This is a genomic window from Streptomyces sp. NPDC001156 (assembly GCF_053598275.1).
On record NZ_JBSFJX010000294.1, the window covers coordinates 1 to 8,050 of the forward strand.

Below are 8,050 nucleotides of genomic sequence, written 5' to 3' on the forward strand. Positions count from 1 at the left end.
CTTGGCGCGGTGGAAGATCTGCTGGCTGGCGGCCTCGGTGATGTCGAGGATCTCGGCGATCTCACGGTGCGGGTAGTCGAAGGCCTCCCGCAGCATATACACCGCCCTCTCGTTGGGTGAGAGGCGCTCCATGAGAGTGAGGACCGCGTACGAGACCGAGTCACGCTGCTCGGCGGTGTCGGCCGGACCGAGCATCGGGTCCCCGGCGAGTAGCGGCTCGGGGAGCCATTGGCCCACATAGGTCTCGCGCCGGGCACGGGCCGAGGTGAGCTGGTTGAGGCACAGGTTGGTGAGGACCTTCGTCAGCCAGGCCTCGGGCACCTCGATGCGGTCGACGTCGGCGGCCTGCCAGCGCAGGAACGTCTCCTGCACGGCGTCCTCGGCCTCGCTCGCGGAGCCGAGGACGCGGTAGGCGATGGCCTCCAGGCGGGGCCTGGAGGCCTCAAATCGGTCGACGTCGTTCACGGTCAGGGGCATGGGCCCTGATCCTAGTGCCGCGGCAGGCCAAGCGATGGCTGACCGCGCACCCCGCTTCCATGTGCACTTCACCCCTACCAGCTCCTCCTGGCTCAACCAGGTTGAGCGATGGTTCACGCTGCTGACCGGCAAACAGATACGGCGAGGCGTCCACAAGAATGTCCAGGCCCTGGAACGCGACATCTGAACCGCCCCGGGTTCGGTAGAGATCTCGACCTGCCCCGAGTTACACGGAGTCGGGATACCTGATTTCACGCTACAGGTTCTGCACGCAGTTCGTACTCCACTGGGCTGAGCATGCCCAGAGCGGAGTGCCTGCGTTGTCGGTTGTGGAAGATCTCCAGGTACTCAAAGAGTGCGGTGGACAGCTCGACATGGGCGAGCGTCTTCCAGGGCCGCTGGGGTTTGATCAACTCGGTTTTGTACAGGCCGATCGCCGATTCCATCAGGGCGTCGTCGTAGGCGTCGCCGACCGAGCCGATGGACGCGGCTATGCCGGCGGCGTCCAGATGCTCGGCGAGCCTGAACGACGTGTACTGCGACCCGGCATCCGAGTGGTGAATCAACTCGCCTGGCTGGATGGGTTGTTGCTCGCGGTCGCGCTGCCAGATCGCCATCTCCAGGGCAGCTGCCGTTCTCGTGTGGCGGTCGAGACTGAGACCGGCGTGTTTTCTTTCCAGGTCGGCCCGGACAGCCCGAGGGCCACCGGCTGCGTGGGGCGGGTGGGCCTCGGGGCGGTCTCGGGCCGTCGGTGCGGAGCGGCCGGCGGGGTCAGTAGGGCGTGATGCCGTAGCCGAGGGGGAAGAGGGGCGTTTTGCCGTCGCCGCTGTTGATGGGCTCGTTGGTGACGGCCGTGGGCCAGGTGACGGGGAGTTTGCCGGAGAAGCCCGCGCCGAAGAGGGCGTCGGTGACTCCTGCGCCTTCCGTGCCGGGCAGCCAGGCCGCGATGAACGCCTGGGCCTTGGGAAGTTGGTTGCCGATGATCAGTGGGCGTCCGGAGTAGAGGATCGCGATGCAGGTCTTGACGCGTGAGCAGATGTCGCTGAGCTGGGTGGAGTTGTCGTTGCCGAAGGCGAGCGTGGAGGAGTCGCCCTTGCCTTCCGCGTACGGGGTCTCGCCGCCCACCCAGATGCCGACATCCGCGCTGTAGTTGCCCTTGGTGCGGGTGCCGACGTTCTGCAGGGTGATGCCGGTGCCGGCGGTGGTTTGCTGGAGCGCCTGCCAGAAGGTGGTGCCCGTGGTGTGGGTGCCGCTGGAGCCCTGCCAGCTGATCGACCAGCCGCCGGTCTGGTTGCCGAGGTCGTCGGCCGACTTCCCGCCCACCACGATCTTGTACGTGCCGGTCTTCGGCAGCGGCAGCGCGCTGTTGTCGTTCTTGAGTAGGGTCAGTGACTCGCGGACCGCCTGCCGGGCGACGTCCCGGTGCGCTTGCGAGCCGACCTGCGAAGTGTAACTGCGGTCGGTGTATGGGTGGTTGAACAGGTCGAGCGCGAACTTGGCGTTGAGAATACGGGTCACCGCGTCGTCGACCCGCGACTGCGGGATCTTGCCGGTGTTCACGTCGGTGACGATGGCGTTGATGGTGCCCACGTAGTCGTCCGGCACCATGATCATGTCGAGGCCGGCGTTGACGGCGTGCGCGACCTGATCGGCGTACGTGGCGTCAGGGAGCTGCTTGATGCCCGCCCAGTCGCTGACCACGAAGCCCGTGAAGCCGAGTTCGGTCTTGAGGACGTCGGTGATCAGGTACTTGTCGCCGTGCATCTTGGTGCCGTTCCAACTGCTGTACGACACCATGACCGACCCCACGCCCGCCGTGATCGCCGACTGGTAGGGCGGCAGGTGGACGGCGCGCAGCTCGCTCTCGCTGATCTGCGTGTCGCCCTGGTCGATGAGGTAGCCGCTGCTGCCGGTGCCGTACGTGGTGCCGCCGTCGCCGATGTAGTGCTTGGCCGTGGCCAGGACCGAGGTTGAGCCGATCGAACTGCCCTGGAAACCCTTGACCGCCGCCGAGGCGAGCGGCGAGACGACCGATGGGTCCTCACCGTAACTCTCGTACGTGCGGCCCCAGCGGTCGTCGCGGGCGACGCACACGCAGGGTGCGAAGGACCAGCGGATCCCGGTACCCAGGACTTCCTGGCGGGTGATGTCCTCCACGCGCTGGACGAGCGCCGCGTCGCGGGTGGCTCCCATGCCGATGTGGTGGGGGAACAGGGTGGCGCCCTGTACGTTGTTGTGGCCGTGGACGGCGTCCACGCCGTACAGCAGTGGTATCCCGAGCCGGCTGCTGAGGGCGTAGCTCTGATAGCTGTCGACCATGTCGGCCCACTGGGTGGCGGTGCCGCCCGCGCCGCCGGGGCCGCCGCCTCCGCCGCTGAGCACCGAGCCGAGGCCGTACGTGGCGATGTCCTGCTTGTTGCTGATGTAAGAGTTGGCGGCCTGGGTCATCTGACCGGCCTTCTCAGCCAGCGTCATCTTGGACAGGCAGTCCGCGGTGGATGTGCAGCCCGCAGCGGCGTGCGCGGCGGGTGTCGTGGGCGCGGTCGCGAGCAGGCCGGCGATGAGGACGAGCAGTGCGCTGAGCAGGAGAGCACGGCGGTGTGGCGTCCGGCCGGCTCCCCGTAGGGCGGGAAGTGTCACCTTGCTGGTCTCCGTCCCGGGAAGACGTCAGGGAATGTTCACAACTCGTATAGACGTTGTCGCTCGCGGGCATGCGCGCGTCAATGACTTCGACGCGCCGCGTCCTCGCGGGAAGAGTCCTTTTGCCCCTTCCCACTTCCCAGAGCTTGACCAACGAGCGCCACCAGGCTGCCCGGTCGAGTCCGAGTCGGGCGAGTGCCTGCAGCTTGCCGTGGGTCAGTGGTACGTGGCGCTTGCGGGCCTTCTCGGACGCGGGCAAGGACGGAAGAGGCGATGAGGCTGTTCTCCGCCGCACTCGACGCCAGGGTCGATGAGGCGATCGTCGATGCCTGCGACGAGTACGAACAGTTCGCCGCCTTCCAGGCGGTGATTGAGGAGCGCTTGGCCCTGCCGTTCGCCACCGTCGTGCTCGGCATCTTCGTGACCGTCACCGGCCTCCACGAAGAAGCGGCACTCGACCCGCTCTTGGATGCCCTCGGATAATCGATCACATCCCCGGTCGATCACGCCGCAACGTGCGCCAGGCCCACGGCGGCCGCGCGGCCTGGCGGAGCGTCGACTGCTCAGCCGGGCCGCAAAGGCGTTGGCGGCTGCAGCCCGCCTGCACCGACGGCACGCCTCCCCGCGGATCATGGCAAGGTGGGCGTCGTGATGGGACGGGACGAACTGATGAGCACGCTGGCCGGCCTGCGGCAGGCGCGGATCGGCGCGCATCGCGCGCCGCACAAGCCGTTGCTGGTGCTGTGGCTGCTGGGCTGGTTCGTCACCTCGGGGAGTACCGCGGTCACCTATGACGAAGTCGAGGGCCCCGTCAGTAGGCTGATCAACGACTTCGGTCCGGCGGTGACCAACCCGTCACAGGCCATGCAGCGTGCCGCGATGCCCTTCGTGCACCTGGAACGCACCCTGTGGGATCTGCGTGACAGCGTCGGCCGGCCGATACCTCCGACCGATCCGGATCGGGGAGGGTGGCTGCGCGCCCAGGGCGCCCATGGCCGGATGCGCCCCGAAGTGGAGAGGCTGCTCGTCGACCCGGGCACCGTGGCGGTGGCTGCCGGGCTCCTGCTCCAGCAGCACTTCACCCCGGCTCTTCAAGCACCCATCTGTGACGCCGTTGGCCTCGAACCGGCCCGCTGGGATACGCACGCGATCTCTGTCCCGGGGCCAAGACAGCATCGAGCACGGCGGCCGGGTTTCGCAGAGGACGTCCTGCACGCCTACGCCTACGCATGCGCCTTTTGCGGATTCGACGGCGCCATCGGCCGCAACCCGGTCGGCTTGGAGGCTGCCCATGTGCGCTGGCGTAGCCAAGACGGCCCGGACGAGGTGAGCAACGGGCTGGCGCTGTGCTCCCTGCACCACACGCTCTTCGACCTCGGCGTGCTGGGACTCGGGCCGGACCTGCGGATCCAAGTCTCCCGCTGGTACGTAGCCCGCAGCACGGCCGGACAGACCATCGACGCCCTGCACGGCAAACGTGTTGCGACGCCCCGGCCCGGCCACTCGGCCATCGACGCGCACTACATCCACTGGCACCACCAGCAGGTCTTCAAACGCCCTGCCGCGCAGGCTGCATAGAACCGGTGGCTGCGCTTGCTGGGCGGGGTGGTGTCTGCGGGACGGTCATACCCGGCAGCTGTCGGTGTGGGGGACTGCGCGGAAGTGGCGATGAGGGGGCCGGGGCTGGCCATGGACTCTAGGTAGACGACGACGGTGTTGACCAGAAAGTCACCAGGGGTTGCGCTGGCTAAATCCTGCTGTGGTTGGGAGTGATTGCCGGAGACGGGCAAGTCAAGCCCGAGACGAGCGGCGAACGAGTCCGAGTTGGCATGGGCGACGCGGCCCGTATCGGTGGCGGCGATTGGGTCGAGTGCCAGGCGGCTAGGCCAGCATCGGCCTGCTGAAGGCGCCATCCTCCGCGGTCGGGTGCATGGAGTTCGGACCTTCGGTGACTCCCAGTCGTGGGTAGGCGAAGCTTTTTGCCGCCGCGGCGGCAGACGATGGCCGGCCGGGGCTCGCGAAAACATACAGGCCGCGGACCCATTGGCAGAACTGCCTGAGGAACCGCAAGGAGGGGATCTGAAGCCGTACCCAGCGGGTTGGAGTCGGTAGAGGCCAGCAATACTCGGCGTCGCATGGGGCGCTCGCTGAGATGTCCTCCGTGAACCCCTGGCTGGGGGCGATATTCGGCCAAACCTTGCGTTACTCGGACTGTTGAGCGCATTGTCGCGTTTGTGCTCTGGTGGTTCTGCGAGTTCACCGTGAGGATGCCCGCCGTGTCTGCGAACGGGGGGCGGGGATGGGCTTCGGCCGGGGGCTGCGTGTTCGAGAACATGCTGCGGAGGGGATGGTCGAAGGGCCGGCCGTGCCGGTTCAGACCGGCCCTGCTGCCTCTGACGACGGCCGCGCTGGTGAAGTGGAGCCGACTTCGTCGGAGGTGACCCGGCTGCTGTGCCAAGCCGTCTATGCGCGTCCCGACCAGGTCCAAGCCGTCAAGGCGTGGTGGCGCAAGATCCGGGGCAAGGACAAGAAGCCGGACAAGCCCCGGCGCAGCACCCGCAGACGCATCTACCTGGAGGGAAGCGACGACTGCCCGCCCCTGGGCGAGCCTATGGCGCAGTGGGTTGTGGATCACGTCCTGCACGGACCCCCGCTGCCCGTCCCTTCGTACGGATTCGACCTCCTGCCTGTGGTCGCGCACAGTCTGCGCGCGCGACGGCGGCGGTGGTTGCGGCGAGTGTTGGTGCTGGTTTTGGCCGCTGCTGTGGCGTACGCGGTTCCTTGGGCCGCCGTCGTGTGGGGCGGGATCGTCGTGCTGGCTCTCCTGATGTGGTGGGCCGCGCTGCGGGCGTCTCGCAAACGGAAGACGTCAAAGCTGGCGCCCTCACCCCGCGCGGCGTATCTCGTTCTGTCCGTGCCGTGGCTGCTCGCCGTAGTGCCGTACGAGCCGGTAGGCGGCGAGGCGGTTCCCCTGCGCGTTGGGCTGCTCGTGCTGCCGTTCGCCCTGCTGGTCGCAGCGACACTGGTTCGCATGGGCGACCGGCTCACGGCGCGAGCAGCGCTGTCCCGGATCGCCAGGGAAGGTATTGCGAACGACCGCCTGCCTTGGGTGGCTACGGCCGGGCGCCGGATGGCGCGGATCGGCAGCGGACAGGCGTGGCGGGAACTACCCTACGACCAACCGGAATGCTTCGTCGGAGCCGGGCGTGACGTATGGGGCGTGGCCGACATCGGCATGCCGCTCAAACCCAAGGACCCTGAGGAGTCGGTCAAGACCTTCGGGGAGGCGGAACTGCTGCGGCGGATGGGCACAGCCCTCAGGGAACTGGGGCGTGGCGCACGGGAGATCACCGATCCGTTGCCCGGCTTTTCCGTTGTGGAGGTCCAGGGTCTGGCGTCCGCGTTGTGGCTGCAACGCACCCGTGCAGCGAAGCTGGAGCCGCCGGACCTGCGCGGCCCCGCCTGCAAGGTCGCGGGGCCGCTCGAGCGGGCGCGACGTCCGTAGGGAGGGGGATGGAGCAGGCGCACCACCAGGACCAACGAACTACGTCTGCACGGGTCACGGCGACGACCTCGAGTCGCGGCATCCGCGAGCCGCGAGTCCAGAGCGCTCAGACGGGTTCCAGGAGGTCCACGACGGACAGCGCGGTCTCGCCGTCCACGAGAGGCTGGTGCAGAAGGCCTTCCGGAAGAAGGTCAACGCGGCCCTTCAGGGACAGCAGAGCGGCGATGCCGACTGGAGCGGAGTCCACGCCATCATCGAGAGCATCGTCCACGCCTTCGACTCGCCGACCACCCCTTAAGGGCGCCCGCGTCGCGGACATCGGCGCCGGCACGGGACTGGCGACCGCCCTCCTCCACGCCCGCGGTGCCCACGTCATCGCGGTCGAGCCCGGCCCCGCAATGGCCTCCCAGTTGCTGCGCCGCCTCGGACCAGGTGCGGTCCTGGCGGCTGCACCATCGCACCAGCCTGTCCGAGGCGGACCTCGCATTGTGGATCAACCCCATCGTTCGGGGCTGGATGCAGTACTTCGGAGCCTTCTACGCTTCGGCTCTGTATCCCCTCCTGGAACGCGTCAATGCCTACTTGATGCGGTGGATGCGCAAGAAGTTCCAACGGCTGCGGGGACGGAAGAAGGCCCAGACCGCGTGGACGCAAGCCGCCGCAAGGCGGCCGAAGTTCTTCGCGCACTGGGCCTGGACCACCCATGTCCCCGCGTCTGGTGACCAGAACGACAAGAGCAGTATGACGAGAGATCGTCACGTACGGATCTGTGAGGGCCGAGAGGTGAGACTCCCAATGCCAGGAACTTTAGAAGGTCACTTTCCGTGTTGGTCACGGTTTGGGTGGCAGTCGTGCGCTCTGCCGGACGCACGGAAGCTCCTCGTCTACGACTGGTGATTGTCGAGATCAACCAGGTGGGCGAGGAGCTTCCTTGTCGGGTCATGGTGCCATGGGTACGGGCTGGTCTTCCAGCGTGGGACGGTTGTTGACCGGTGTCGGAGGTGGAGTGCTGGCTCAACAGGTCCCGCCCGGCTTGGTCGATGAGGTGCTGGAGGCCACCGGCCGCTCGCAGCGCCGGTTCCGGGTACTGCCCTCGCGGTTGGGCGTCTACTTCGTGTTCGGGTTATGCCTGTTCAGTGACTTGAGCTACGGGAGCGTGATCGCCACGCTGGTGGCCGGGTGCCGGAACCGGCTCGAGGCCGTGGGGTGGCGCCCGCCGTCGTCGACGGCACTGACCAAGATGCGTCGTCGGCTGGGGGCTGCCCCGTTCGAGCTGCTGTTCCGGCGCCTGTCCGGGTCATGGCCATCGGTCAGCACAGCGGGGTCGCATGCATTCGGGCTGCTGCTGGTCGCGTGGGACGGCACCAGCCTGGACCTCGCCGACTCAGACGCGAACGCGGAAGCCTTCGGCCGTCCGAGCTGCAAGAA

9 protein-coding genes and 2 pseudogenes are annotated in these 8,050 nt (G+C 67.6%); 7 read left to right on the plus strand and 4 right to left on the minus strand.

Going from position 1 to position 8,050, the window contains the following annotated elements; genetic code table 11:
- The coding region (locus ACWDA7_RS47910; protein WP_450613866.1) for a sigma-70 family RNA polymerase sigma factor at nucleotides 1–477 on the minus strand (477 nt) is incomplete at its 3' end.
- Between the two features lie 49 nt (nucleotides 478–526).
- Here ACWDA7_RS47910 and ACWDA7_RS47915 point away from each other — a divergent pair.
- A pseudogene (locus ACWDA7_RS47915) lies at nucleotides 527–661 on the plus strand (IS630 family transposase); the annotation flags it as partial.
- Nucleotides 662–728: 67 nt separating this feature from the next.
- Here ACWDA7_RS47915 and ACWDA7_RS47920 read toward each other — a convergent pair.
- Nucleotides 729–1,094 (minus strand): transposase, encoded by a 366-nt coding sequence (locus ACWDA7_RS47920; RefSeq protein ID WP_450613868.1) that lies wholly within the window; start codon nucleotides 1,092–1,094, stop codon nucleotides 729–731.
- A 154-nt stretch (nucleotides 1,095–1,248) separates the two neighbouring features.
- Nucleotides 1,249–3,117 (minus strand): glycoside hydrolase family 3 protein, encoded by a 1,869-nt coding sequence (locus ACWDA7_RS47925; protein ID WP_450613870.1) that lies wholly within the window; start codon nucleotides 3,115–3,117, stop codon nucleotides 1,249–1,251.
- Nucleotides 3,118–3,390: 273 nt separating this feature from the next.
- Between ACWDA7_RS47925 and ACWDA7_RS47930 the strand changes: the two genes are divergently transcribed.
- The 3 genes from ACWDA7_RS47930 to ACWDA7_RS47940 all read left to right on the plus strand — a co-directional run bounded on the left by ACWDA7_RS47930 (nucleotide 3,391) and on the right by ACWDA7_RS47940 (nucleotide 6,622).
- Complete coding sequence (locus ACWDA7_RS47930) at nucleotides 3,391–3,600, plus strand: hypothetical protein (protein ID WP_450613872.1); 210 nt, start codon at nucleotides 3,391–3,393, stop codon at nucleotides 3,598–3,600.
- Between the two features lie 168 nt (nucleotides 3,601–3,768).
- Complete coding sequence (locus ACWDA7_RS47935; protein ID WP_450613873.1) at nucleotides 3,769–4,695, plus strand: phosphorothioated DNA-binding restriction endonuclease; 927 nt, start codon at nucleotides 3,769–3,771, stop codon at nucleotides 4,693–4,695.
- An 838-nt stretch (nucleotides 4,696–5,533) separates the two neighbouring features.
- Nucleotides 5,534–6,622, plus strand: coding sequence for a hypothetical protein (locus tag ACWDA7_RS47940; protein ID WP_450613875.1), 1,089 nt, complete (start codon nucleotides 5,534–5,536; stop codon nucleotides 6,620–6,622).
- A gap of 106 nt (nucleotides 6,623–6,728) precedes the next feature.
- On the opposite strand, the gene ACWDA7_RS47945 is transcribed toward ACWDA7_RS47940, so the two are convergent.
- Nucleotides 6,729–6,869 carry a hypothetical protein gene (locus ACWDA7_RS47945; RefSeq protein ID WP_450613877.1) on the minus strand — a complete coding sequence of 47 codons (141 nt, stop codon included), beginning with the start codon at nucleotides 6,867–6,869 and terminating at the stop codon, nucleotides 6,729–6,731.
- A 43-nt stretch (nucleotides 6,870–6,912) separates the two neighbouring features.
- On the opposite strand from ACWDA7_RS47945, the pseudogene ACWDA7_RS47950 reads away from it, so the two are divergent.
- From ACWDA7_RS47950 to ACWDA7_RS47960, 3 genes and pseudogenes are all read left to right on the plus strand, one after another.
- Nucleotides 6,913–7,056 (plus strand): annotated as a pseudogene (locus ACWDA7_RS47950) (class I SAM-dependent methyltransferase); the annotation flags it as partial.
- Nucleotides 7,055–7,519 (plus strand): group II intron maturase-specific domain-containing protein, encoded by a 465-nt coding sequence (locus tag ACWDA7_RS47955; protein ID WP_450613879.1) that lies wholly within the window; start codon nucleotides 7,055–7,057, stop codon nucleotides 7,517–7,519. The pseudogene ACWDA7_RS47950 and the gene ACWDA7_RS47955, both read left to right, overlap by 2 nt.
- A 148-nt stretch (nucleotides 7,520–7,667) precedes the next feature.
- A partial coding sequence (locus tag ACWDA7_RS47960; RefSeq protein ID WP_450613880.1) for a transposase domain-containing protein occupies nucleotides 7,668–8,050 on the plus strand: 383 nt, incomplete at its 3' end.

What these genes read in the sequence shown, in the direction of transcription:
- ACWDA7_RS47930 (WP_450613872.1), top strand. Translation starts at nt 3,391, where the DNA reads ATGAGGCTGTTCTCCGCCGCACTCGACGCCAGGGTCGATGAGGCGATC.
- ACWDA7_RS47935 (WP_450613873.1), top strand. Translation starts at nt 3,769, where the DNA reads ATGGGACGGGACGAACTGATGAGCACGCTGGCCGGCCTGCGGCAGGCG.
- ACWDA7_RS47920 (WP_450613868.1), bottom strand. Translation starts at nt 1,094, where the DNA reads ATGGCGATCTGGCAGCGCGACCGCGAGCAACAACCCATCCAGCCAGGC.